At 73.5% G+C, this 23,619-nt stretch carries 23 protein-coding genes; 6 read left to right on the forward strand and 17 right to left on the reverse strand.

Translation table 11 applies throughout. The features are described from left to right. Nucleotides 1–13: 13 nt before the first annotated feature. From B9S64_RS07385 to B9S64_RS07400, 4 genes are all read right to left on the reverse strand, one after another. Nucleotides 14–1,009, reverse strand: a complete 996-nt coding sequence (locus B9S64_RS07385; protein ID WP_103491780.1) for a 2-hydroxyacid dehydrogenase — start codon at nt 1,007–1,009, stop codon at nt 14–16. A 76-nt stretch (nt 1,010–1,085) separates the two neighbouring features. Beyond that, the gene (locus B9S64_RS07390) at nt 1,086–1,730 is read right to left on the reverse strand and encodes a response regulator transcription factor (protein WP_028440146.1); all 645 of its coding nucleotides are present in this window, start codon (nt 1,728–1,730) and stop codon (nt 1,086–1,088) included. Nucleotides 1,731–1,843: 113 nt separating this feature from the next. Beyond that, the gene (gene macS / locus B9S64_RS07395; RefSeq protein ID WP_103491795.1) at nt 1,844–3,070 is read right to left on the reverse strand and encodes a MacS family sensor histidine kinase; all 1,227 of its coding nucleotides are present in this window, start codon (nt 3,068–3,070) and stop codon (nt 1,844–1,846) included. A gap of 38 nt (nt 3,071–3,108) precedes the next feature. After that, nucleotides 3,109–3,867: a 1-acyl-sn-glycerol-3-phosphate acyltransferase gene (locus B9S64_RS07400; RefSeq protein WP_093530163.1), complete on the reverse strand. Its 759-nt coding sequence runs from the start codon at nt 3,865–3,867 to the stop codon at nt 3,109–3,111. Between the two features lie 263 nt (nt 3,868–4,130). On the opposite strand from B9S64_RS07400, the gene B9S64_RS07405 reads away from it, so the two are divergent. Both B9S64_RS07405 and B9S64_RS07410 read left to right on the forward strand, forming a co-directional pair. Further along, nucleotides 4,131–4,910, forward strand: a complete 780-nt coding sequence (locus B9S64_RS07405; protein WP_103491794.1) for a carboxylesterase — start codon at nt 4,131–4,133, stop codon at nt 4,908–4,910. Next, nucleotides 4,903–5,568, forward strand: coding sequence for a hypothetical protein (locus tag B9S64_RS07410; protein ID WP_103491779.1), 666 nt, complete (start codon nt 4,903–4,905; stop codon nt 5,566–5,568). Before B9S64_RS07405 ends, B9S64_RS07410 begins: the two co-directional genes overlap by 8 nt. 133 nt (nt 5,569–5,701) lie before the next feature. Here the strand turns inward: B9S64_RS07410 and B9S64_RS07415 are convergent, their stop codons facing one another. The 6 genes from B9S64_RS07415 to B9S64_RS07440 all read right to left on the reverse strand — a co-directional run bounded on the left by B9S64_RS07415 (nt 5,702) and on the right by B9S64_RS07440 (nt 10,733). Further along, the gene (locus B9S64_RS07415) at nt 5,702–6,463 is read right to left on the reverse strand and encodes an endonuclease/exonuclease/phosphatase family protein (RefSeq protein ID WP_103491778.1); all 762 of its coding nucleotides are present in this window, start codon (nt 6,461–6,463) and stop codon (nt 5,702–5,704) included. Between the two features lie 74 nt (nt 6,464–6,537). Next, nucleotides 6,538–7,479, reverse strand: coding sequence for an ROK family glucokinase (locus B9S64_RS07420; RefSeq protein WP_103491777.1), 942 nt, complete (start codon nt 7,477–7,479; stop codon nt 6,538–6,540). Between the two features lie 75 nt (nt 7,480–7,554). Continuing rightward, nucleotides 7,555–8,070 (reverse strand): DUF5304 domain-containing protein, encoded by a 516-nt coding sequence (locus B9S64_RS07425; RefSeq protein ID WP_103491776.1) that lies wholly within the window; start codon nt 8,068–8,070, stop codon nt 7,555–7,557. Between the two features lie 82 nt (nt 8,071–8,152). Beyond that, nucleotides 8,153–9,349: an ArsA family ATPase gene (locus B9S64_RS07430; protein WP_103491775.1), complete on the reverse strand. Its 1,197-nt coding sequence runs from the start codon at nt 9,347–9,349 to the stop codon at nt 8,153–8,155. Between the two features lie 5 nt (nt 9,350–9,354). Beyond that, entirely contained in the window at nt 9,355–9,804 is a 450-nt protein-coding gene (locus B9S64_RS07435) for an SRPBCC family protein (protein ID WP_103491774.1), read from the reverse strand. A 119-nt stretch (nt 9,805–9,923) separates the two neighbouring features. Then, a complete protein-coding gene (locus B9S64_RS07440; RefSeq protein ID WP_181012325.1) occupies nt 9,924–10,733 on the reverse strand; it encodes a metallophosphoesterase in 810 nt (269 codons plus the stop codon). Nucleotides 10,734–11,012: 279 nt separating this feature from the next. Here B9S64_RS07440 and B9S64_RS07445 point away from each other — a divergent pair, with 279 nt between their 5' ends. Further along, nucleotides 11,013–12,809: a long-chain fatty acid--CoA ligase gene (locus B9S64_RS07445; RefSeq protein ID WP_103491772.1), complete on the forward strand. Its 1,797-nt coding sequence runs from the start codon at nt 11,013–11,015 to the stop codon at nt 12,807–12,809. A gap of 195 nt (nt 12,810–13,004) precedes the next feature. Here the strand turns inward: B9S64_RS07445 and B9S64_RS07450 are convergent, their stop codons facing one another. Then, nucleotides 13,005–14,147 carry a glycosyltransferase family 4 protein gene (locus B9S64_RS07450; RefSeq protein ID WP_103491771.1) on the reverse strand — a complete coding sequence of 381 codons (1,143 nt, stop codon included), beginning with the start codon at nt 14,145–14,147 and terminating at the stop codon, nt 13,005–13,007. Nucleotides 14,148–14,224: 77 nt separating this feature from the next. Between B9S64_RS07450 and B9S64_RS07455 the strand changes: the two genes are divergently transcribed. Beyond that, nucleotides 14,225–15,478, forward strand: a complete 1,254-nt coding sequence (locus B9S64_RS07455; RefSeq protein ID WP_258317538.1) for a glycosyltransferase 87 family protein — start codon at nt 14,225–14,227, stop codon at nt 15,476–15,478. Here B9S64_RS07455 and B9S64_RS07460 read toward each other — a convergent pair. The 5 genes from B9S64_RS07460 to B9S64_RS07480 form a co-directional block, all read right to left on the reverse strand. After that, the gene (locus B9S64_RS07460; protein ID WP_181387622.1) at nt 15,435–16,688 is read right to left on the reverse strand and encodes a hypothetical protein; all 1,254 of its coding nucleotides are present in this window, start codon (nt 16,686–16,688) and stop codon (nt 15,435–15,437) included. The two genes, B9S64_RS07455 and B9S64_RS07460, sit on opposite strands and share 44 nt — an antisense overlap. 16 nt (nt 16,689–16,704) lie before the next feature. Beyond that, nucleotides 16,705–17,715 (reverse strand): C40 family peptidase, encoded by a 1,011-nt coding sequence (locus B9S64_RS07465; protein ID WP_109492003.1) that lies wholly within the window; start codon nt 17,713–17,715, stop codon nt 16,705–16,707. Nucleotides 17,716–17,952: 237 nt separating this feature from the next. Beyond that, nucleotides 17,953–18,978 (reverse strand): NlpC/P60 family protein, encoded by a 1,026-nt coding sequence (locus tag B9S64_RS07470; protein ID WP_103488646.1) that lies wholly within the window; start codon nt 18,976–18,978, stop codon nt 17,953–17,955. A gap of 293 nt (nt 18,979–19,271) precedes the next feature. Beyond that, on the reverse strand, nt 19,272–20,633 hold the full coding sequence (locus B9S64_RS07475; RefSeq protein ID WP_372454102.1) for an NYN domain-containing protein: 1,362 nt from the start codon (nt 20,631–20,633) through the stop codon (nt 19,272–19,274). 37 nt (nt 20,634–20,670) lie between these two features. Then, entirely contained in the window at nt 20,671–20,913 is a 243-nt protein-coding gene (locus B9S64_RS07480) for a hypothetical protein (protein WP_028440128.1), read from the reverse strand. A 168-nt stretch (nt 20,914–21,081) separates the two neighbouring features. Between B9S64_RS07480 and B9S64_RS07485 the strand changes: the two genes are divergently transcribed. Both B9S64_RS07485 and B9S64_RS07490 read left to right on the forward strand, forming a co-directional pair. Further along, the gene (locus B9S64_RS07485) at nt 21,082–21,834 is read left to right on the forward strand and encodes a rhomboid family intramembrane serine protease (RefSeq protein ID WP_103492240.1); all 753 of its coding nucleotides are present in this window, start codon (nt 21,082–21,084) and stop codon (nt 21,832–21,834) included. After that, nucleotides 21,831–22,112, forward strand: a complete 282-nt coding sequence (locus tag B9S64_RS07490; protein WP_028440126.1) for an Lrp/AsnC family transcriptional regulator — start codon at nt 21,831–21,833, stop codon at nt 22,110–22,112. Before B9S64_RS07485 ends, B9S64_RS07490 begins: the two co-directional genes overlap by 4 nt. A gap of 69 nt (nt 22,113–22,181) precedes the next feature. Here B9S64_RS07490 and B9S64_RS07495 read toward each other — a convergent pair whose 3' ends face one another. Beyond that, on the reverse strand, nt 22,182–23,558 hold the full coding sequence (locus B9S64_RS07495) for an aminotransferase class V-fold PLP-dependent enzyme (protein ID WP_103492241.1): 1,377 nt from the start codon (nt 23,556–23,558) through the stop codon (nt 22,182–22,184). Nucleotides 23,559–23,619: the final 61 nt, after the last annotated feature.

Raw genomic sequence — 23,619 nt, forward strand, 5'->3', positions numbered from 1 at the left:
GCCGCAGGGGCCCTCACACGGCGGGGACGAGCACGTTCTCGCTGCGGCGGCCGGCCAGGTAGTCGGCGACGTTGCGCACGGTGGCGTCGATGATCTGGCCGACCGCCTCGCGGGTGTAGTACGCCTGGTGCGAGGTGACGACGACATGGGGGAAGGTGACGAGCCTGGCCAGGGTGTCGTCGTCGATGCCCTCCAGCGACTTGTCGACGTAGAAGAGGCCGGCCTCCGCCTCGTAGACGTCGAGCCCGACCCCGGTGAAGCGGCCACGGCGCAGTTCGGCGACGAGCGCGGTGGTGTCGACGAGGCCGCCGCGGCTGGAGTTGACCAGGATCGCGTCGTCCTTCATGGTCGCGAGCGCCTCGGCGTCGACGAGGTGCTGGGTGGCGGGGAGCAGGGGGACGTGGAGGCTGATGAGGTCGGCCTCGGCGAAGAGGCGTTCCTTCTCGACGTACGTCATGCCGAGCGCCGCGCAGGCGGGGTTCTCCGTGACGTCCCAGCCCAGCAGGTTCATGCCGAAGCCGTGGGCGATCCGGGTGAACGCCTCCCCGATCTTGCCGGTGCCGACCACCCCGACGGTGCGGCCGTGCAGATCGCGGCCGAGGAGCCCGTCGAGCCGGAAGTCGAAGTCACGGGTGCGGCTGACCGCGCGCACGATACGGCGGTTGACGGCCATGGCGAGGGTCCAGGCGAACTCCGCGACCGACTGCGGCGAGTAGTGCGAGACCCGGGCGACGCGCAGGGCGAGGCGTTCCGCGACGTCCAGGTCGATGTTGTTGAAGCCGGTGGAGCGCTGGGCGATCATCTGGGTGCCGCCGGCGGCGAGGGTCTGCAGCACCGGGCCGCCGAGGTCGGCGTTGACGCTGGTGGAGACGATCTCGTACCCGGCGGCGATCGGGGCGGTGTCCCGGGTGAGGAAGACGTCCAGGCAGCGCACGTCGTGCTGCCCCTCGAAGGCCTTCTCGATCAACGGCCTCTCGTCGGACTGCACTCCGAAGGCGAGGATCTCCATGGCATCTCCCGGGGTCGGGGGTACGGGCCCTGGTGAATATACGGCCCGTCCCCCGGCGGCGCGGGACCCCCCGCCCTCAGGCGTCGTCGAGGCCGGTCTCGATCGCGTACCGCACCAGCTCCACCCGGTTGTGCAGTTGGAGCTTGCCCAAGGTGTTCTGGACGTGGTTCTGCACGGTGCGGTGGGAGATCACCAGGCGCTCCGCGATCTGCTTGTACGAGAGGCCCTTGGCGACCAGCCGCAGGACCTCGGTCTCGCGTTCGGTGAGCTGCGGGGCCTTCGGCTCGTCGGAGGCGGCCGGCGCCGGGTCGGAGGCGAGACGGCGGTACTCGCCCAGGACGAGCCCGGCCAGGCCCGGGGTGAAGACCGGGTCACCGGCGGCCGTGGCGCGCACGGCGTCGGTGAGCTCCTGGGTGCTGGCCGACTTCAGCAGATAGCCGGTGGCGCCCGACTTCACGGCCTCCAGCACGTCGGCGTGCTCGCCGCTGGCGGAGAGCACCAGGACCCGCAGCCCGGGGTGCGACCCGACGAGCTCCTTGCAGACCTGGACGCCGGGCATCCCGGGCAGGTTGAGGTCGAGTACGAGGACGTCGGGGACGACGGCACGGGCACGGCGTACGGCACCCGGACCGTCCCCGGCGGTCGCCACGACGTCGAAACCGGACTCGGACAGGTCGCGGGCCACCGCGTCGCGCCACATGGGGTGGTCGTCGACGACCATCACCCTGACGGGACGCTCCGCGGACCGCGGCGCGGTGGACTCCCGCGGGTGCGGTGTGCTCGGGGCGCCTGGTGTGGGCGGTGTTGCCGGTGTGGGCGGTGTCGTCGGTGTGGTCATCGGGTCGTCCCTGCCTTCCCCCGTGAAGCCTTCGGTACCTTCAGTTCGACCTCGGTGCCCTGGCCGGGTACCGAGATCAGTTCCGCCGTGCCGCCCAGGTCGCGCAGCCGGCCGCGGATGGACAGGGCGACGCCGAGCCGCCCCTCCCCTTCCGCCTGGTCCAGCCTGCCCTCCGGGATGCCCGGTCCGTCGTCCCGGACCGTGACGATCACCTCGTCCGGCTCGTCCTCCACCAGGATCCACGCCTGGGCGCCGCTTCCGGCGTGGGCCCGGACGTTGTCCAGGGCCGCGCTGACCGCGGCGGCGAGTTCCCGTGCCGCCCCCGCGGCCAGCACCACCGGCGCTCCGGGTTCGGCGAAGCTGACGCGGGCTCCGGCGTGCGGGGCGAGCAGGGTGCGCAGATCGGCCTCGGCGGCCTCCGGGGCATCCGCGTCGCCGGGGTCCGGTCCACGGACGACGGCGCCCTCGGCGGGGTCCTCGGAGGCCCGGCGGGCGGGCACCAGGCCGCTGGAGACCAGGGTGCGCAGGGCGATCTCCTGCTCCCCCGCCATCCGGCCCAGCTCGGCGGCCTCACCGCCGAGCGCGGTGCCGCGCCGCTGCACCATCGCCAGGACCTGGAGGACGCTGTCGTGGATGTCGCGGGCCAGGCGTTCGCGTTCGCGGGTGGCCGCCTCGATCTCCAGGGCGCGGGCCAGGGTGCGTTCACTGGCGCGGGCGACCTCGACGACGTAGCCGATCGCTATGGACGCCACCCAGACCAGCAGGACGTTGTGGATCGTGTCCCGGGAGGGCTCGCCGCGTTCGACGATGTTGGCGGCGGCGACGAGGGTGGAGGCGAAGGCCGCCCACCGCCAGCCGCCCTTCAGCGCGAAGGCCAGGACCGCGCCCGCCGTCCAGATCGACGGCAGGGTGGAGCCGTCCTCCTGCTGGGCCTGGAAGTCGGCGAGCGGGGTGAGGAGTATGCCGGTGAGGGCCACCGTGAGATCGACGCCGAGGAAACGCTTGGTGCAGCTCGCCGCGTTGGCCACCCGGGGCAGGGTGGCGAGCGTCCACACGGCCAGGACGGCGAGGAAGGCGACGGCCACCCAAGGGCGTTCGTACTGGTCGCGGCGCAGGCACGCCAGCAGGACCGCGTAGACCAGCGTCAGCACGCGGTACGCGGTCAGGGCCTGCCACAGCGGCTGCTCGACCGACATCCGCACGACCCGTTCGCCCCTGGTCATGTCCTCCCCCGCCCCCTCCCGGAGTCCGGCCGGTGCGGTCACCCGCCGGGCCGCTCCGTCCCCGCCTTCGCCTCGTCGGCCTTCCGCTTCGCCTCGTCGGCGACCCGCTTCGCCTCGTCGGCGATCTGCCGCTTGGCCGCGGTCGCGTAGATGTCCACGTACTCCTGGCCGGAGAGCTTCATGATCTCGTACATCACCTCGTCGGTCACCGACCGCAGGATGAACCGGTCGCCGTCCATGCCCTGGTAGCGGGTGAAGTCGAGGGGTTTGCCGATGCGGATGCCCGGACGCATCAGCCGGGGCATCACCTGGCCGGGCGGCTGGATCTTCTCCGTGTCGATCATCGCGACCGGGATGACCGGGGCGCCGGTGGCGAGGGCCACCCGGGCCAGACCGCCGGGCTTGCCCCGGTAGAGCCGGCCGTCGGGCGACCGGGTGCCCTCCGGGTAGATGCCGAAGAGCCCGCCGCTCTCCACGACCTGTATCCCGGCCTTGATGGCGGCCTCCCCCGCGCCGCGGCCGCCGGAGCGGTCCACCGGGAGCTGGCCGACGCCCTTGAAGAAGGCCGCGGTCAGCTTGCCCTTCACGCCGGGGGCGGTGAAGTACTCGGCCTTGGCGATGAAGGTCACCTTGCGGTCGAGGACGGCGGGCAGGAAGAAGGAGTCGGAGAAGGACAGATGGTTGCTCGCGAGGATCGCCGGTCCCCGCGCGGGGATGTTCTCCAGGCCCTCCACCCACGGCCGGAAGGCAAGCTTCAGGGACCCGCCGATGGAGAACTTCATCGCGCCGTAGATCAACTCGGGTGCCTCCTGGTTGCTGTCGGTCAGACCTTAGCCTGTGGTCTCCTTGCCTCCTGCCCCGTTCGGGGCGGTGTGCCGCGTTCCGGGACGGCCGTGCGGTGTCCGGTCCTCCGGGCGGCGGCGCCGACGGGGTCGCCGCCTGCCCGGTGACGACGGCCCTGGTCGGTGTCGGCCCGGTCGCGTACGGTGAGGTCATCCTTTCGCACTCCTCCCGCACACCTCCCGCACACCCCGCCACGCTCACGAACAGGAGACCCCCGGTGCCGGTCCTCCCCGGAGCCGAGCCGTTCCGCCACGAGGGCGGAGAGGTCGGCGTCCTTCTCTGTCACGGATTCACCGGTTCACCCCAGTCGATGCGCCCCTGGGCCGACCACCTGGCGGAGCGCGGCCTGACCGTGTCCCTGCCGCTGCTGCCCGGCCACGGCACGTGCTGGCAGGACATGGCGGTCACCGGCTGGCAGGACTGGTACGCGCAGGTGGACCGGGAGCTGCGGGAGTTGCGGGACCGGTGCGCCCAGGTCTTCGTCTTCGGCCTCTCCATGGGCGGTGCGCTGGCCCTGCGTCTGGCCGCGAAGCACGGGGACACCGTCACCGGCCTGGTGCTGGTCAACCCGGCGAACAAGGTGCACGGCCTGTCGGCGTACGCGCTGCCGGTCGCCCGGCACCTGGTGCGGACGACGAAGGGGCTGGCCAACGACATCGCGCGGGAGGGTTCCAAGGAGCTGGGCTACGACCGGGTGCCGCTGCACGCCGCGCACTCGCTGCGGTCTTTCCTGCGGCTGGTGGACGCCGATCTTCCTCAGGTCACCCAGCCGTTGGTGCTGCTGCACAGTCCTCAGGACCACGTCGTGCCGCCGGCCGACTCGGCGCGGATCCTGAGCCGGGTGTCCTCGACGGACGTCGAGGAGATCCTGCTGGAACAGAGTTACCACGTCGCGACGTTGGACCATGACGCGGAGCGGATCTTCGGCGAGGCCTACCGGTTCATCGGCCGCCTCGCACCCGGCGTCGGCAAGAAGGGGGGTACGTCCGGTGGCTGAGCACGACGCGGAACTCGCGGGCGGCGACGAGGAGCGCGAACCGCGCCCCACGGAGGGGACGGCCGTCCCGGAGGGGGTGGAGGAGGCCGCGCCCCTGGACGAGACGGCGGCCTGGGAGGCGATCGTCGCCGGGTACGGCGAGGAACCGCCGGACCCGCCGGGCGCCAAGCCGTTCAAGTCGGTGGAGGACATGGCGCGGCTGGTGAACGACCAGCTGAACACCTTGCCGGACGCGAAGCCGGATCCGGCCGGCGCCCCGGACAAGGGGGACGGCGGCAAGACCGGCGGGCCGCCGGAGAAGAAGCCGCTGGGCAGTTCGATCGTGTTCGCCCCGGGGGTCGCCGGTCCGCGCGACTACCAGGTGGCGGAGCCGCAGGACGGCGACATCGACGATCCGGACGACGGCGAGGAGGGGCACTTCGTCCCGCCCGAGCCGCCGCCGCTGCCGGAGTCCGACGCCACGGCGAAGTTCGCGTGGCTGGCGGTGATCGGCGGTCCGGTGCTGATGCTGCTCGCAGTGCTGATGCGCTGGGAGATGACGTGGTGGCTCACCACGCTGAGCATCGGCGGGTTCCTGGGCGGCTTCGTCACGCTGGTGGCGCGCATGCCGCACGACGAGGAGGAGGACGACGACCCCGGACGCGGCGCGGTCGTCTGACCGGTGGTGCCGTCCGACCGGTGGTCTTGTCCGACCGGTGACGGGCCGGGACCGGTCGGGCGATCGCCGAGGCCCCGGCGGACCGGGCCGGGACCGGTCGCTGAGGCTGCGGCGGACCGGGCCGGGCGCCCGGTCAGTCCCCCGCCGGAATCCGCAGGGCGGCCAGCACGGGCAGATGGTCCGTGGCCGCCCCCAGGTCGGCGGCGGTGACGCCGGGCAGCGCGTCCGGCACACCGCAGCCGAGCACCTCGATCCCACCCGTCGCGAACACCGCGTCGATCCGCCTGACCGGTTCCCGGGAGGGGAACGTGGGTCCCCCGCCCCAGGGCCGTACCGTCCGGCCGTCCTGGAGCCGCCCGGCCAGCCGCCGGAAGGCCGCCCCCTCCGGTACGTCGTTGAGGTCGCCGCCCACCACCGCGTGCGGCACGTCCAGGGCGTCCAGCCGGTCCAGCAGCGTTCCGGCCTGGGCCCGCCGTTCCTCCCGCTCCAGGCTCAGGTGGCAGCTCACCACGCCGAGCCGTGCCCCGGCCAGGCGTACGACGGCGGTGGCCAGCCCGCGCCGGTGCAGCCCCGGGGTGCGGGGCAGCAGGACGTCCTCGGTGCGCTCGACCGTCGCGCGCAGCGAGCAGAGCAGCATCGGCCCGGCCGCGGTCGCACCGCCCGAGAGCATGACCAGGTCGGTCATGGCCGCGAGCCGGGCAGCCGCCTTGCGCCACCGGAAGAAGCGCGGGGCCTCCTGGACGCACACCAGGTCCGGCGCACAGGCGCGGACGACCCGCGCCAGCGCCTCGGTGTCGTCGCGCAGCGAGCGGACGTTGTAGCTGAGCACCCGGACGACGGCCGAACCGTCCGGCTCGGTACGGGACTCGGGCAGCACGCTCGGCGGGGTGTCCATGCGGTGCACGATATGCCGGACGCCCGCCGCTCCCCGGGAGGGCGCGACGGGCGTCGGAGGTGGCGTGGGCGGTGTCAGCCCTGGCGGGCCAGGTCGGCCGCGCCCACCAGGCCGGCCTTGCCGCCCAGTTGCGCGGCGAGGACCTGGGCGTGCGGACGCCACTCGCCGCCGATCAGCCAGCGCCGGAACGACTTGCGGATCGGGTCGAGGACCAGCTCGCCCTCGTCGGACACACCGCCGCCGACGATGAACGCCGACGGGTCGAAGAGCGAGGCGAGGTCGGCCAGTCCGGCCCCGGCCCAGCGGGCCAGTTCACGGAAGGAGTCGACGGCGACGGGGCAGCCCTGCCGGGCGGCCTCGCTGATGTGCTTGCCCTCGATGCCGTCCACCGTGCCGTCCCCGAGCGACAGCAGGATGGTGGCGTTCTCCGGTGTGGCGTTGGCGCGCTGCCTGGCGTACCGGACGAGGGCCCGCCCGGAGGCGTACTGCTCCCAGCAGCCCTGGCTGCCGCAGCCGCACAGCAGCCCGTCCGGGACCACCCGGACATGGCCGAATTCCGCCGCTACGCCGAAGCGTCCCCGGCGCAGTTTGTTCCCGATGATGACGCCGCCGCCCAGACCGGTGCCGAGCGTGATGCAGATGACGTCGTCGTGTCCCTGCCCGGCGCCGAAGCGGTATTCGCCCCAGGCGGCCGCGTTGGCGTCATTCTCGACGACGACGGGGAGGCCGGTGCGCTGTTCGACCTTGTCCTTGAGCGGCTCGTGCCGCCAGTTGATGTTCGGGGCGAAGAGCACGGTGGCGCGCTTGTCGTCGACGTATCCGGCCGCGCCGATGCCGACGGCCTCGATGTCGTGCCCCTCGCTCGCTCCGGCCACGGCCGAGCTGATCGCGTCGACGATGCCTTCGGCGGTCGGCGGGGTCGATACCTTGAACGTCGAGAGGATCTGGCCCTCTTCGTCGACCACTCCAGCCGCGATCTTCGTGCCGCCGATATCGACGCCGATGGTGAGTCCCATGAATCCCTCAGTTTCGGTCGAGCCCCGCTAGGGCCAACCGTACCCGAGCCGGGGACGGGTATTTCCGGCCGTGGGTCAGTCCAGGTCGATGTGCCCGCCGCCGCGGGGGCCCTCGTGACGCGGGTCGGAGGGGTCGTCGGCCGCCTTGCCGGCCGGTCCCGGACCGCCGGGACCGGTGTCCTCGGCTCCCTCGGCCGCGCCCGGGGCCGTGCCGGAGGCGCCGTCGGTGCCCTGGGTCCAGCGGGCCTCCTGGCCCTCGACGGCGGAGCGGTAGGCGGCGAGCAGCTCGTTGCCCGCGGCGGCGAGGTGGTCGAAGACGTCCGGGTTGCGCTCGATGACCGGTCCCACGGCGGATCTGGCCTGCCGGATCACCTGCTGGACGGTGCCCTGGGCGGCGGCGCCGAGCAGCGGCGACTGGAGGGCGGAGACCTTGTCCGCGACGGCGTCGAACAGCTTGCGCAGCTCCTCGGCGGCCGACCCGGGCGGCGGCCCGTACGCGGCCTTCCGGCGGGCCTTCTCCGCCTCCAGGTCCTCGGCGCAGGCCTGTGCCCACGCGTCGTCGTCGGCGGGACGATCGGTGGCTTCACTCATGGTGGACTCCTGCGACGCGGTTGCCTGCGACGTGGCCGTGCGGGCCACTCCTACCGACGGTACCCGAACGGCGGTGCGGTGTTCACCGTGCGCGCGGCCAGAGCTCGGGGTCCGGGGCGAACCGGACACGCAGCACCCCGTCGGTCAGGGCGGCCCCGGCGACGGTGCACCGGCGCAGTGCGGACTCCAGGCGCAGGGTGCGGTGGAACTCCCCCGCCGTGAGGAGGAGTTCGTCGCCGCGCCGGACGAGGCGCAGCTCCTCCTTGACGGCGCCGGGCAGCGGCAGGCACCAGGTCAGCAGGGCGTCGCCGCCGGGCTCGTCCCGGGTGTCCTCGGTCCACCAGGGGTCGGGGGCGGGCCCCGGTGTCCGCTCGTCGGGTACGCAGTGGGCGCCGAGCGGGGCGAGGTCTTCGGCGGTGCGGGGGTCGCGCCCCAGGTGGGGGACCTCGGTCAGCGCCTCGGGGCCCTCACGCCAGAGGTCCAGGCACTTGTCCTGCCGGGCCGCGAGGTCCGCGAACCAGGGGTCGGACGAGTGCCGCGGCAGCACCCGGTTGGCCACCAGGGTGTCCACGCGCAGTCCGTGCAGGGCTATCCCGGTGCGGGCGCGGCCGAGGGCGTCCTCGGCGGCGGGGCCGGGTTCGGCGACCAGCCGCAGGGTGGTCGCGCGGTCCCCGAGCAGGCGCTCGACCGCGGCGAGTTCGGTGTCCTTGCGGGCGGCGGCCTCGTACAGCCACTGCGCGGGCATGGGGACGCCGGCGATCTGGGCGAGCATCGGGCGCAGCGCGCGGGCGGCCTGGCGTTCGGGGGGCAGGAGGCGGCGCAGATAGCGGCGCAGCTGGCCGGGGAGGGCCAGCAGGGCGAGGGCGTCGGCCAGCGGGGGGAGATCCACGACGAGGACGTCGTAACGGTCCTCGGACCAGTCGCCCGCGGCCGCCCGGTGCAGGGTGTGCAGGAGGGCGAGCTGGTGGCTGCCCGGCAGTTCGGTGAGCTCCTCGCCGTCCATGCGGTTGGCGCCGAGGAGGTCGAGCACCCCGGACGCCCGGTCCTGGAGCGCGGTCAGCTCGGCGCGGAAGTGCCCTGCGGAGTCGGTGCGGACGTGGTGCAGACCGTCGGCGGTCACGGCCGGTGCGGCACCGGCCGGGGAGCCGGTGAGCCCGGGGACCGGATCGGTGGTGACCAGGAGTGTGCGCCGGCCTTCGCGGGCGGCGGCCAGGGCGCTCGCGGCGGCGAGCGTCGTACGGCCGGAGCCGCCGGGACCCGTGACGAGGACCGTGCGCATCGCGGTCAGCCCTGGGAGACGGACTCGACGCGCTTCTTCAGACCGGCCAGGGCGCGGTCGATGATGACCTTCTCGGCCTTGCGCTTGATCATGCCGAGCAGCGGGATCTTGACGTCCACGGCGAGCCGGTAGGTGACCTGGGTGCGGTCGCCGTCGCCGAGCGGTGCCAGCGCGTAGCTGCCGTCGAGGGCGCGCAGCATCTGGGACTTGACGAGGGTCCAGTCCACTTCGTACGGGCTGTTCCAGGTGTAGGCGAGGACGTGGTCGTCCTTGATCGCCCCGGCGTCCAGCACGAGGCGGACCTGCTCGGCGCGGCCGAGGTCGTCGGTGGCCAGGATCTCGGCCTCCTTCACCTCGCCGGTCCACTCCGGGTAGCGGGCGAAGTCGGCGATCACGTGCATGACGTCGGCCGGTGCCGCCTCGATCGTGATGCTCGAGCTGGTGTGTTCAGCCATCGCCGTGGCCCTCCAGTGCGGTGTACCGGTCGCGTTCGGCAGTGACCTGCCGTGTGCAGGCTATCGCGTGCCCGCGCCCGTCCCGCCCACGGCCCGGTCCCCGCCGCGGGCCGGGTGGTTCACCACTCCATGACCCAGGGGCGGCCGGTGGCGGCGAAGTGGCCGACGTTGACGCATTCGGTGGCGCCGATCCGCATCCGGCGTGCCAGGGGCTGGTGGACGTGGCCGAACAGCGCGTACGCGGGGCGGGTGCGGTGGATGGCGTCGAGCAGGGCGCGGCTGCCGCGCTCGAAGCGGCGGGCGACCGTGTCGTACGTCAGCTCGGGCACCTCGGGCGGGATGTGCGAGCACAGGACGTCCACCTGGCCGAGCGCCTCGACCTTGGCGGCGTACTCCTCGTCAGCGATCTCGTACGGCGTGTTCATCGGGGTCTTCAGGCCGCCGCCGACGAAGCCGAAGACCCGGCCGCCGATCTCGGCCCGCTCCCCGTCCAGCACCGTCGTACCGCTCCCGGCGTACTCCGGCCAGAGCGTGGGCACGTCCACGTTGCCGTAGGTGGCGTACGTCGGGGTGGGCAGAACGGCGAACATCTCGGCGTACTGCGCGCGTACGGCGCCCAGGACGGCGGCGTCGCGGTCCAGGCCGGCCCAGAGCCCGCGGCCGAAGGCGCGCGCCTCGTCGAAGCGCCGGGCGGTGCGCAGTTCGACGATGCGGTCGGCGGCGGCCTCGCCGAACAGGTCGGGGAAGATGCCCCGGGAGTGGTCGGCGTAGTCGAGGAAGAGCACGAGGTCACCGAGGCAGACCAGGGCGTCCGCGCCGTCCCCGGCGCGTGCCAGCGCCTCCGCGTTGCCGTGTACGTCGCTCACCACGTGTACGCGTGTGCCCCGGGTGGTGCCCGCGTCTCGACCCTGCGGTCCGCTGCCTCGCATGGGCTCACCCTAGGTCCCCGCGCCCACGCCCGGTAGAGGCCGCCGGACCTGCGGTTACTTCCGGACGGTGAGGCGGGTGCACTACTGTGCGCCCCAGGACCACGGATATGTGTGATGCATAAGACATATGGCCCGGACCCCCTATCCGGAACCGTCTACCGGTGGGTAACGTCCGGGCAGTCCAGTCGTGCTCACCCCGCTGAGCACCTGCCAGTCTTGGACCGCGTCCGGTGCGTCACACAGAGCCGTGGAACCGGAGCCCGATGAGGAGCAGCAGTCTTGCGCGAGTTCAGCCTTCCGGCCCTGTACGAGGTCCCCACGGACGGCAACCTGACGGATCTCATCCGCCGCAACGCCGCTCAGCATCCCGATGTCGCGGTGATGAGCCGCAAGGTCGCCGGCGCCTGGACCGACGTCACCGCCACCCGCTTCCTCGCCGAGGTCTCCGACGCCGCGAAGGGCCTGATCGCGGCGGGTGTCGAGCCCGGTGACCGGGTCGCGCTGATGTCCCGCACCCGGTTCGAGTGGGTGCTGCTGGACTTCGCGATCTGGAGCGCGGGCGGGGTCACCGTACCGGTCTACGAGACCAGTTCCCCCGAGCAGGTGCAGTGGATCCTCGGGGACTCCGGCGCGGTCGCGGTGATCGTGGAGGGCGACGCGCACGCCGGGACCGTCGCGGCGGTACGCGACCGGCTGCCCGCCCTGCGCCATGTGTGGCAGATCGACGCGGACGCGGTCGCCCGGCTCACCGAGGACGGCGCGGGGGTCTCCGACGAGACCCTGGGGCTGCGGACCCGGAGCGCCAAGGCGGACGACCCGGCGACCCTCGTCTACACCTCCGGCACCACCGGGCGCCCCAAGGGCTGTGTGCTGACCCACCGCAGCTTCTTCGCCGAGTGCGGCAACGTGGTCGAACGGCTGAAGCCGCTCTTCCGTACCGGCGAGTGCTCCGTCCTGCTCTTCCTGCCCACGGCGCACGTCTTCGGGCGGCTGGTCGAGGTGGCCTCGGTGATGGCGCCGATCCGGCTCGGCTGCGTGCCGGACATCAAGAACCTCACCGACGAACTGGCCTCCTTCCGGCCGACGCTGATCCTCGGGGTGCCCCGGGTCTTCGAGAAGGTCTACAACGCGGCGCGGGCCAAGGCGCAGGCCGACGGCAAGGGGAAGATCTTCGACCGGGCCTCCGACACGGCGATCGCCTACAGCCGGGCCCTGGGCACCGCCCGGGGGCCCTCGCTCGGGCTGCGGATCAGGCACAAGGTCTTCGACAAGCTCGTCTTCGGCAAGCTGCGGGCGGTGCTCGGCGGCCGCGGCGAGTACGCGATCTCCGGCGGCGCCCCGCTCGGCGAGCGGCTCGGCCACTTCTTCCGCGGCATCGGCTTCACCGTGCTGGAGGGCTACGGCCTCACGGAGAGCTGCGCCGCCACGGCCTTCAACCCGTGGGACCGGCAGAAGATCGGTACGGTCGGCCAGCCGCTCCCCGGCTCGGTCGTGCGGATCGCCGACGACGGCGAGGTCCTGCTGCACGGCGAGCACCTGTTCACCGGGTACTGGCAGAACGAGGCGGCGACCGCCGAGGCGCTGGCCGACGGCTGGTTCCACACGGGTGACATCGGGACGCTGGACGAGGACGGCTATCTGGCGATCACCGGCCGGAAGAAGGAGATCATCGTCACCGCGGGCGGCAAGAACGTCGCCCCCGCGGTCATCGAGGACCGCATCCGCGGGCACGCCCTGGTCGCCGAGTGCATGGTGGTCGGCGACGGGCGGCCGTTCGTCGGCGCGCTGATCACGCTGGACGAGGAGTTCCTCTCCCGGTGGGCCGAGGAGAACGGCAGGCCCGCCGGTTCGACGGCCCTGTCGCTGCGTGAGGACGCCGGGCTGCTGGCCGAGGTGCAGCGGGCGGTGGACGACGGCAACGCGGCGGTGTCCAAGGCGGAGTCGGTCCGCAAGTTCCGTGTCCTGGCCACCCAGTTCACCGAGGAGGCGGGGCACATCACACCGTCGCTGAAACTGAAGCGCAACGTGGTCGCGAAGGACTTCGCGGACGAGGTCGAGTCGATCTACCGGTCCTGAGGGAACGGCACCCCGGTCCGTGACCGGGGGCCCGGAGGCGTCGAGGGGTCCGCACGGCACCGTGCGGACCCCTTCGCGTACCCGGCCCGCCCCGGGTCCCGTTCACAGCGGAGCCCGGGCACGGAGCCCGGCCCCACGACCGGCGGGACCCGGAGCCCGGCCCGGCTCACACCACGGCCCGGAGCCCGGCCCCGCTCACAGCAGCGTCCGGAGCCTCTCCGCGAGCAGGTCCCAGCGCCACTTCTCCTCGACCCAGTCGCGCCCCCGCTCCCCCATCCGCCGCCGCAGCGCCGGGTCGCCGAGCAGCGTGGTGATCCGGTCGGCGGTCTCCTCGGCCGATCCGCCGCGCACCACCCACCCGGTCTCACCGTCGAGCACCGCGTCCGGGGCACCCCCGGAATCGCCCGCCACCACCGGGAGCCCGGTCGCGGACGCCTCCAGGTACACGATGCCGAGGCCCTCCACGTCGAGTCCGCCGCGCCGGGTACGGCAGGGCATGGCGAAGACGTCACCCGCCCCGTAGTGCGCGGGCAGCTCCTCCCAGGGCACCGGTCCGGTGAAGCGCACCGAGTCCTGGACGCCCGTCTCGGCCGCCAGCTTCCTCAGCCGCCCCGCGTACGGTCCGCCGCCGACGATCAGCAGGACCGTCTCCGGCTCCCGCGCCAGGATCGCCGGCATGGCGAGGATCAGGGTGTCCTGGCCCTTGCGCGGGACGAGCCGCGACACGCACACCACGACGGGCCGGTCCGTGAGGCCGAGCCGTGCCCGGACCAGGTCGCCGCCGGAGGCCGGGTGGAAGGTCTTCTCGTCCACCCCGGGCGGCAGCTGGACCATCCGGTCCGCGGCGGCCGGGGTGAGCGCGGCGGCGATCCGGGAGCGGGTGTACTCGCCGAGGTAGGTGAGGGTGTCGGTGCCCTCGCCGATCCGGCGCAGCGCCTGCCGGGCGGCGGGCAGCTGGGCCCAGCCGGCCTCGTGCCCGTGGGTGGTCGCCACGATCCGGCCCGCCCCGGCCCGGCGCAGCGCGGGTGCCATCAGCCCGAGCGGGGCCGCCGCGCCGAACCACACGGAGCCGCAGTCGTGTGCGCGCAGCAGCCGGACCGCCCGCCGGGTGACCGCCGGGGTGGGCAGCAGCATCGTGGTGCGGTCGCGGACGACGGTGAACGGCTGCTCGGCGTCGAACTCGGCGGTGGCCCGGACGCCCTCGGCGCCGCGCTTCCAGGTGGAGGCGTACACGACGAGCCGGTCCGGGTCCAGCCGCAGCGCCATGTTGTGCAGGAAGGCCTGGATGCCGCCGGGGCGGGGCGGGAAGTCGTTGGTCACGATCAGGGTCTTGTCCATCGCCGCCGACAGTACCGGGCGCCCGCACGGCCCTGCCTGACGGCTCCCGCGCGGGGCGGTCCCGCATGATGGCGTGCATGACGGTCAGGACAGGAGCGGGCGGCCGGGTCATGGCCCCGGCCGTGTGGGCGCTCACCCGGGCGGTGCTGCTGCTCTGTGTGTTCAAGGTGTTCACGCTGCCGGGACCGGACGTCACGGTCGACGTCTCGGTGATCTACCAGGGCTGGTACGAGGTGTTCCGCTCCGGCACGTACCCGCTGGACGACGTCACCTGGCAGTACCCGCCCGCCGCGGCGCTCGCCGTCGCCTCACCGGCGCTGCTGCCGTTCCTGGAGTACGCCTCGGCCTTCTTCGTCCTGGTGCTGCTCTGCGACGCGCTGGTGCTGGGGCTGCTGCTGTACGCCGCCGGGCGCCCCGGGACCCGTACGGCCGGCGCGTGGGTCTGGGTGGCGGGGGTGCCGCTGCTGGGCCCGACCGTGTACGCCCGGTACGACCTGATGGTGACGGCCGTGGCGGTCGCGGCGGTGCTGGCCGGGGTGCGTCATCCACGGGTGATGGGGGCGCTGGCGGCCTTCGGGGCGCTGCTGAAGGTGTGGCCGGTGCTGCTGCTGGTGGGCACCGCCAAGGGCCGGACGACCCGGCGCGCCTGGTCGGCGGCGGCGGTGGGTGCCGGGGCGATGGCGCTGCTGGCGGCGGTGGCGATGCCGGGCGCCTGGGCGTTCCTGGCGTTCCAGCGGGACCGGGGCCTGGAGATCGAGGCGCCGGCGGCCCTCTTCTTCCACCTGGCGCGGCGGTCCGGCTGGCAGGGCGGGATCGAACTGCGGTACGGATCCATGGAGTTCACCGGCCCGCAGGTCGCGCTGGTGAGCAGCCTGGCACTGTGGCTGAGTGTCCTCGCGTTCGGCTGGCTGCTGCTGTGGCGGCTGCGGGCCCGGACGTTCGCGGCGCACACCCCGGCGGACGCGGCGTTCACGGCGGTGCTGCTGTTCACCGCCACCAGCCGGGTCGTCAGCCCCCAGTACATGGTGTGGCTGGTCGGTCTCGCCGCGGTGTGCCTGGTGTTCCGGGGCAGCCGGATGGTGCTGCCCGCGTGGCTGGTGCTGGTGGCGACGGGGGTGACCGTGCTGGAGTTCCCGCTGGGCTTCGCGCACGTCGTGGCCGGGGACGTCCAGGGGGTGGCCCTGATGGCCGTACGCAACGGTCTGCTGCTGGTGGCGACGGCGGCCGCCGGGTGGCGGCTGTGGCGGGCCGCCGTGCCCGGCCGGGCGGGCGCGGCGGCGCCGGAGGTCAGCCCAGCCGGTCGCGCAGATACTCCCGCCAGCGCGCCGTGAAGTCCTCCGGGGTGGTGCCCAGCACGCTCTGCAGGGCGTGTTCCACCGCCCCGTCCCGGTCCGAGGCGCCTCCCACGGCCCGGTAGAAGGCGATCAGGTCCTGGTCGCCCCATTCCTCGGCGATCATCTCGCAGGCCAGCCAGCCGCCCTCGTACGCCCGCGCGAGCTTCTCCGGGTCGCCCTCGAAGCCGAAGTCCTCGTCCGTGGGCAGCCGGGCGGGCAGTTCGCCGCGCCGGACCGCGGCGGCCAGTTCGGGGGCGAGCTCACGGGCGGTGCGGGGCTCCTGCCGGTAGGCGGTCCGGTCGGCGAAGCCCTCGGAGAGCCAGACGGGGGTGGCGGCGGTGGTGTCGGACCGGGTCGCGACGTGGGTGGTCTCGTGGGTGAGGACCACCCGCTGCCCGAACTCCCCGAGCATGCCGTACGCCTGCGGGTTGACGATCACCCGGTCCGCGGGCCGGCGGCCGGTGCCGCCGACCGCGCCGGTGGTCACGGCCGCTATCCCCCGGTAGCTCGCCGCGGGCCGGTCGAGCAGCCCGGCCATGTCCTCGACGGACTCGGGGACGAGCACCACCACCCGGCCCGCCCAGGGCACCGGCCAGGACTCGTCGACGGCCGGGACCGCCCGGTCGACGGTGTCCGCGATCCGGCGCAGCTCCGCGGTGCGGCGCCCGACGCCCAGGACGAGGCTGCGCGCGCCGCGCACCACCTCGACGTCGCCCTGCTGCCAGAGCTGCTCGGGGGCGTCCTTTCCGGCCCGGTCGGCGGCTATGTACCAGGGGCCGCCCTCGCCGTGGCGGACCAGTTCCACCGTGCGGGCCGAGGACATCGGGGCGTCGTCGTACCCCTTGACGCGGTAGCGCAGCTCCACGTCCGCGGTGGCCCGGTCCGCGCCCTCGCGGGTCACGCCCTTCACCCGGTACGTCCAGGACTCCAGGGGCACGTCGGCGAGGTTGCCGAGCTCGGTGCGCTGGGCCTCGCGGAACGCGGTGGCCCCGGGGTCGGTCGCCGCCAGGTACCCCTCGGTGTCGTGGGCCAGCACGGCGGCGGCCCGCCGGTCCAGGGTGGCGCCGACCTCCTGGGCGGTGAGGCCGGTGGCGGTCTCCTGCGGGGCGGCGCAGGCGGAGGCCAGCAGCAGCCCGGCGAGCACGGCGCCCGCCGTGTGCCGTCTGCGGGTACGCTCCCGCCGCGCGTCCTGCGTCCGTACAGCCATCCAGCCGATCGTACGGTCAGACGCGGGTGACCGAGGAGACGGGCAGCATGCCGACGGGGTCGTAGCGCACCGGGGCTCCGGGGTGGGGGGCGTGGATGACCTGCCCGTTTCCGGCGTACATCGCGATGTGGCTCGCGTCGGCACGGTAGGCGACCAGGTCGCCGGGCCGGGCCTGGGAGAGCGGCACCACGCGGCCCGCGTGGCGCTGCTCCTGGGAGGTCCTGGGCAGGCTCACCCCGGCCTGGGCGTACGCCCACTGGGTCAGTCCGGAGCAGTCGAACGCGGCGGGGCCGTTGGCGCCCCACACATAGGGGCGGCCCAGGGCCTGCCGGGCGGCGTTCAGGGCGGCCGTGGCCCGGGGGGAGCCGGTGCCGGGCGCGGACGGGGCGTCGGACGCCGTGTGCTCCAGGGCCGTGCGGTCCTCGGCGGGCAGCGAGGCCAGCAGGCGCCGGGCGCGGGCGAGCCTGTCCTCGACGGTGCGCTTGTGGCGGGCGACGGCCTCCCGGTCGCGCTCCAGCCCGGCGAGGGCCCGTCCGGCCTCGGCACGGGTCCGGGCGATCGTCCGGGCCGCGCCCCGGAGCCTGCTCAGGAGCGCGGCGCGGCGTTCGCCCTCCCGGTCCAGGAAGGCGGCCCGCTCCAGATAGCTGTCCGGGTCCGAGGAGAGCAGCAGTTGCACGGACGGGTCGACGGCACCGGAACGGTACTGGGCGCCGGCCATCGCCCCCAGGGTGTCCCGCATCCGGTTGACGCCCTCCTGGGTGCGGGCCGCCCGGTCCTGGGCCCGGTCCACCTCGGCGCGCAGCCGGCGGGTGTTCTCGCGGGCCGCGTTGTACCGCTCAGTGGCCGCTTCCGCCTCCCCGTACAGCCGGTCGACCTCCGCCTTCGCACCGGCCCGGCCGTCCTGCGGGCCGGCGGCGGCGGGGGCGGCGCCGAGTGCGGCCGCCGCGGTGGCGGCGGCGGCCGCCAGGACGGTGGCCCGGACGCCCCGGCCGGAGCCGGGACGGGTGGGGCGGCGATGCGAGACCACGGGTGGCCGCACTCCCTTCCGCTGGACGCAGATGTGCGCAGCCCCTTGCCGCCCTGGGCGGGCGGACCGACGACCGGGAGCTGCACGGCAGCGCAGACAGTAACCGGGCGGCTACACCCCGGCCAAAGGGCCCACCGGAGCGTACGGGGCGCGAAAACACCGGCGCCCCGCCGGTGACCTGTGGTCTCCGGCGGGGCGGGCGTCAACGAAGGGAGCGGCGATTCGCCCGTTCGGGTGTCAGATGCGCACGCCGAACTGGAAGGAGCCGAGGTACTGCATCGCCTCGTAACGGACGTTCTTGCCCGGGTACGGGGCGTGCAGGACCTGGTTGTTGCCGGCGTAGATACCGACGTGCGTGGTGTTGCTGAAGAAGACCAGGTCGCCCGGCTGCAGGGCGCTGCGGCCGATCCGCACACCGTCGTTGACCTGCGTGTACGTGGTACGGCTGATCTGGACACCGGCCTGGCCGAACGCCCACTGGGTCAGACCCGAGCAGTCGTACGAGTAGGGGCCGGACTGCCCGGAGGCGTACGGCTTGCCGATCTGCGTGGCGGCGGCGGCGAGGGCGGCGGCGCCGCGACCGGACGCGGGCGCCTCGTTGCCCAGGTCCACCCGCTCGCTGGCGGCACGGCTGGCCCGCTTGTCCTGCTCCTCCATCTTGGCGCGCTCGGCAGCCGTGAGGGTGTTGAGCAGCGCACGGGCGTCGGCCAGCTTGCCCTGGTACTTCTTCTTGTTCTCGCCCAGCGTCTTGCGGACGTCGGCGAGGTCACCGAGCTTGCTCTGCGCCTCCTTGCGCTGCTGCGCGAGGGCACGCTGCTTGGCCTGGATCTTCTGCAGCGACTCGGCCTGCTTGGCCGTCAGCTGGTCGAGCGCGGAGGCCTGGTCGAGGAAGGTGTCCGGGTCCGAGGAGAGCAGCAGCTGGACCGACGGGTCGAGGCCTCCGGAGCGGTACTGCGCCGTGGCGAGCGAACCCAGTTCACCGCGGAGGTTGTTGAGCTCCTCCTGGCTGCGGGCGGCCTTGTCCTGGAGGGCGTCGACCTCCTTCTTGAGCTTGTCCTGCTGCTCCTTGGCGCCGTTGTACTTCTCGGTGGCGGCCTCGGCCTCGTGGTAGAGCTTGTCGACCTTCGCCTTGACCTCTTCCTTGGTCGGCTTGGGGTCGGCCTGAGCGGCCTGGGAGGACAGGGCGACGGCTGCGGCTGCGGTCGCGGTGAGCACGGTCACGCGCATGCGGCTCGGCTGCTTGGGACGACGGTGGGACGCCACGAAGGCGAGCTCCTTCTTCCTCGAGCCGCCTACCGGGCTGTGGGGGAGAGCGGATCCCCGGCTCCGTGCATGTCACGGACGCGGCGGTTCCTTCGCTGTCACCCCGGGTGGGTGATCAACCGTGCGAAGGTTCGAGGCCTGACCCTAGTGACCATCTTGTGATCAGTTCAAATCCTCACAGGAAAAAACTCGTCACACCAGGCACTTCTTTACTTTCACCGCACCGCGTGTAGCCACGACTTGACGGTACGTTCCCTGAATACCGGCAAGCCGCCCATGCCACCCAAGGGGAACTAGACGCGCGAAAGGCGCTTCAGGAGCAAGGCGGACGCGACCGGACGCGCCCCGGCCTTCGCCACCCCGTCGGCCACCTCACGGTCGGTGGAGACCACCACGACGGGCCTGCCCGGGGGTTCGGCGCGCGCCAGCTGCCTGATCAGCTCGTCGGCGGTGACCCCGGCCTTGCTGAACAGGACGCGTACCCCGCGCGGCGGGGCGAGCAGCACCGGAGCCGCCAGTTCCGCGCCGTCGAAGACACAGGTCATCTCGGCGCCGGTACGGGCCGCGAGCACCGAGAGGCCGCCCAGCAGCCGCAGTCTCTGCTTCTCCAGGGGCATCTGGGGATAGCCGGTCTTGGTGACGTTGTAGCCGTCCACGATCAGATGGGCCTGCGGCAGGGCGAGCAGTTGGTCCAGCAGCGCCGGATCGGTCTCCGAAAGGGCCCTGGCGGCGATGTCCTTCGGGGACATCCGGCCCGGCTCCACCGCGTCCACACCGTCCGCCGGGCGGATCGAGGAGGGGGGCAGGGCCAGTTCGCGCCGGAGCCCCTGGGCGGCGTCGAGCACGGTGTCCAGCAGCAGCCGCAGCCGCATGTCCTCGACCGAGCGCCCTTCCCTGGCGGCCCGGCGGCTCGCCTCGACCGCGGCCTCCGCCTCGGCGAGACGGGCCTTGAGCCGCCGGGACTCGCTCTCGGCGGCGGAGACCTGGGCGGCGGCCGCGGCCCGCGCGGCGTCGGCCCGCGCGCTCTCTTTGCGCAGGGCCGCCTCGCCGCGCTTCACCTCGCTGAGGGCGCTGCGCAGCTTGCGCTGGAGGGAGTCGGACTCCTTGCGCCTCGCCTCCAGCTCCGCGCGCAGCCCCTCGGTCTCGGCCCTGGTCCGCTCGCGGGCCTGGCCGAGCTCCTCGCGCAGCCTGGCCAGCTCGCGCCGGCTCTCCTCGTCCGCGCGTTCGGCGTCGGCGCGCTGGACCTCCTCGCCCACCGCGGCCACCAGCTTGACCCAGCCGTCCGGCCGCAGCACGTAGGCCACCGCGGCCACGTCCACCGGGTCGGCCGCGGCGGGCGGCGCGCCGGACGTCAGCGCCTCGGCCAGCTCCGGATGGCTCCGGCCGACGCGCTCGCCGACGCGCCGCCGGAACGCCGGATCGCTCTCCAGCGCGGCGGCCATCGCGTTGCCGGCGAACCTGGCCCGGCGGGTCGGGGTGAAACGGGCGTACTGTCTGAGCTGCGCGGGCAGTTCACCGACGGTCAGCCCGCCGAAGGCGTCCGAGACCAGGGCGACGACCTTGCGGCGCACACCCTCGGGCAGCGGGCGGTCGAGCGACTCCGCGTCGCCGTCGGCCTCATCGGCCGGTTCGGCGCCGCCTGCCGGCTGCTCCACCATCCATCACCCCAAAGTGTCTGTCCCGACGGCCCTGTCAGGAGTCGGAGCCCGGCCGGTCGACCAGCTCGATCTGGTCCACCGCGTTGCACCAACGGCACCGCACCGACTCGATGGTCTCACTGACCACCTCGCGCTCCTCGACACTCGACTCCCCGGCCAGGTCGAGATGCACGTACTCCACGACCTTGGAGGACCGCGTCACGTCGAAGCGGGTGAGGTTGCCGCAGAGCGTGCAGCGCCAGCGGGTGGCGTGGGTCGGCTGGGGAACCGTCGTCATCGTTGCGTCCTCTTTCGTCGTCCGCCGAGCCTCGTGCGTGCCCAGGTTCCGTCTCGCGGTGCGCCGTCGAACTGCGAATGTCGTGCGGTAACCCTACGGCCTGGGCGGCACCCGCCGACACGGCGAGGCGGCCTGTCCCGCTCTCCCCCGGTGCGTCATGCTCTGGGGGTGATCGACGGACGGGCGGCCCGCTGGCGGCGGCGGGTCAGGGACATCGGGGCGGCGGCCGCGGCGGGCGGCGCGCCGGTGACGTACGGGCTCATCGCGCTGTGCGGCGCGGTCTTCCTGGTCAGCCCGCTCTCCGGCTTCAACCCGTCCTACGGTCCGGCCGACGCCCTGCTCGCCGCGCAGGCCGGGTACTTCGAGCGGTGGGGCGTGATCCCCGCCGAGCTGCTGGACGGCTCCGCGCACGCCGTACTCACCCCGCTGACCGCGCTCTTCGTCCACGGCAGCTGGCTGCACCTGCTGGGCAACCTGCTCTTCCTGTACGTGTTCGGCGCGATGACCGAGGAGCGCATGGGCCGCGCCGAGTTCCTCTTCTTCTACCTCTTCTGCGGCTACTTCGCGCTGGTGTCCTACGCGGTCGCGCACGCCGGTTCGGACCAGACCCTGGTCGGCGCGTCGGGAGCCATCTCCGCGGTGCTCGGCGCGTTCCTCTACCTCTTCCCCCGGGCCCGGGTGACCAGCCTCTTCCCGTTCCTGTTCTTCCTGCCGCTGCGCTTCCCCGCCTGGATCGTGCTCGTCTTCTGGTTCGTCCTCCAGTGGCTGGCGGCACGGGACGCGGGCAGTGGTCCGGGCGTGGCCTACCTGGCCCATGTGGCGGGCTTCGCGGCCGGGTTCCTCTACGCCTGGGGGCGCTACCGGGGTGGGGTTAGGGTGAAGGCTCCAGCCACGGCCACCGAGGGAGAAAGCCAGCCGTGATCACCGCGATCGTGCTCATCAAGACCAGCGTGAACCGGATTCCCGAGATCGCCGAGGCCATCGCCGCGCTGGACAGCGTGAGCGAAGTCTTCTCGGTCACCGGCACCTACGACCTGATCGCCATGGTCCGGGTGGCCAGGCACGACGACCTGGCCGACGTCATCCCCGGCCGGATCAGCAAGATCGAGGGCGTGGAGGCCACGGACACCCACGTCGCCTTCCGCACGTACTCGCAGCACGACCTCGAAGCCGCCTTCGCCATCGGCCTGGACGCCTGAGGGCCGTCCTGTGATCGTCGGCCCCGGCGGGGGCCGTCCGGGGCCCGCCGCCCCTGACGGCCCGGCCGGTCAGACCTGTGCCGCCCCCCGGTCCGGGACGCAGCGGCCGTCCTCGGTGCGGTAGGTCCAGCGGGCCCCGTCCCCCACCAGCTCCCGGACCGCCCCCAGGAACCGGTCGATGTGCTCGTCGGGCGTGCCCGCGCCGAAGCTCACCCGGATCGCGTTGAGGGACTTCTCCCCCGGCCCGGCCTCCGGCGCCCCGCACTCCCCCGGCTCCAGCGGCTCGCCGCCCAGCAGGGTGCGCACCAGCGGGTGGGCGCAGAACAGTCCGTCGCGCACCCCGATCCCGTACTCCGCCGAGAGCGCGGCGGCGAAGTGCGAGCTGTTCCAGCCCTCCACCACGAAGGAGAGGACGCCGACCCTCGGGGCGTCGTCACCGAACAGCGAGAGCACCCGGACCTCGGGGACCTCGGCCAGTCCGGCGCGGACCCGGTCCACCAGCGCGCGTTCCCGGGCGACCAGGGCGGGGAAGCCGGCCTCGGTCAGCGCCCGGCAGGCGGAGGCGATGGCGTACACCCCGATCACGTTGGGCGATCCGGCCTCGTGCCGGGCCGCGGTGGTGTGCCACTGGACGTCCACCCCGCCGTCGGGGCGCCGGATGACCGAGCGGGAGGCGCCGCCGCCCGCGAGATAGGGCTCCGCCTCCAGCAGCCAGTCGGACCGGCCCGCGAGGACACCGGAGCCGAAGGGCGCGTACAGCTTGTGTCCGGAGAACGCGACCCAGTCGACGTCCAGTTCCGTGATGTCCACCGGGTGGTGGGGCGCGAGCTGCGCGGCGTCCAGGACGATCCGCGCCCCGTGCGCGTGCGCGGCGGCGGCCAGTTCCCGTACCGGCCACAGCTCCCCGGTGACGTTGGACGCGCCGGTCACGCAGACCAGCGCCGGCCCGTAGGGCTCCCGGTCGGCCAGCGCCCGCTCCAGCGTGGCCACGGCCTGCGCCGGGGTGCGCGGGGCGTCGAGGCAGGTCACCCGGGAGTCGCCCCAGGGCAGCAGCGAGGCGTGGTGCTCGGTCTCGAACACGAACACCCGGCAGTCGGCGGGCAGTACGGCCGCCAGCAGGTTGAGGGAGTCGGTGGTCGAGCGGGTGAAGACGACCTGGTCGCCCTCCCGGCACCCGAGGAACTCCGCGACCGCGGCCCGGCTGCTCTCGAACAGGTCGGTGGAGAGCTGCGAGAGGTACCCGGCGCCCCGGTGCACACTGCCGTAGTACGGGGCGTAGGCGGCCACGTCGTCCCACACCCGCCGGAGCGCCGGGGCGCTCGCCGCGTAGTCCAGGGCGGCGTAGGTGACCTCTCCGCCGGTGACCAGCGGAACGGTGACATCAGCTCCCAGAACGGGCAGAGGGGCACAAAGGGACGGGTCGACGGCAGCGGTGGAGACGGACATGGCTCACTCCGGTCAGAGGCAGGCGAAACCCTCGCGCCGGCGGTACGCGGCAGCGCGGGGT

Origin of the sequence: Streptomyces sp. SM18, from assembly GCF_002910775.2 — a bacterium.
GTDB lineage: Bacteria > Actinomycetota > Actinomycetes > Streptomycetales > Streptomycetaceae > Streptomyces > Streptomyces halstedii.